Raw genomic sequence first — 617 nt, forward strand, 5'->3', positions numbered from 1 at the left:
GATAGCCATTATGGAAATTATGAGGATAAACCACAAGTAAATCATGTAAAACTTATAAAGATAACAAAAGGACTTATTTTTTTGTTTAGGCTTATCCTTCCATTTTAAGTAAAAGAAATAAGGTGTATTAATAATTAAAATAAATAGAAATTTCATCTCTAGTACAACCTTCCATCTTATTCCCCTTAATCAAATACATAATTTATAGCATATTAAAACTTTTTATTTAGGCAAACTAATAACAAAAACTACATGCCAAATCATCGATTAATCAATTCCTCAATTTCCTTTATCGCTTCAAACTCTCCAACACTTTCGAAAAGTTCTATAGCTCGTTTGAAATGTCTATTGGATAATTCCGTATCTTCCAAGGCTAAATAGATTTCACCTAACCCTCTATAGCTACAAGCTTGAGAAATCACGTCATCAGTCTCTAAAGATTGTTCCAATGACAGATTCATGAATGTAAGTGCTTCATCAAGGTTGTTAAATTTTAATCTCACATAACCTTGTTCGTAGTTATTCACAGCTTTCTTTAAATTATCATTTGGAAAATGCTCTTCAACTATCTTCTCTTCATCTTCAATGAGTTTTAAAGCCTTATGAAAATCACCCTG

Annotated in this window: 1 protein-coding gene; it reads right to left on the reverse strand. The window is 30.0% G+C overall.

Features of this window, described 5'->3' with window-relative positions; genetic code table 11:
- Nucleotides 1-260: 260 nt before the first annotated feature.
- Nucleotides 261-617, reverse strand: a 357-nt coding sequence (locus ADI76_RS05240) for a tetratricopeptide repeat protein (RefSeq protein ID WP_049515022.1), incomplete at its 5' end; no start/stop codon positions are given.

It is taken from the genome of Streptococcus parasanguinis, from assembly GCF_001074805.1.
Classification (GTDB): Bacteria; Bacillota; Bacilli; order Lactobacillales; family Streptococcaceae; genus Streptococcus; species Streptococcus parasanguinis_A.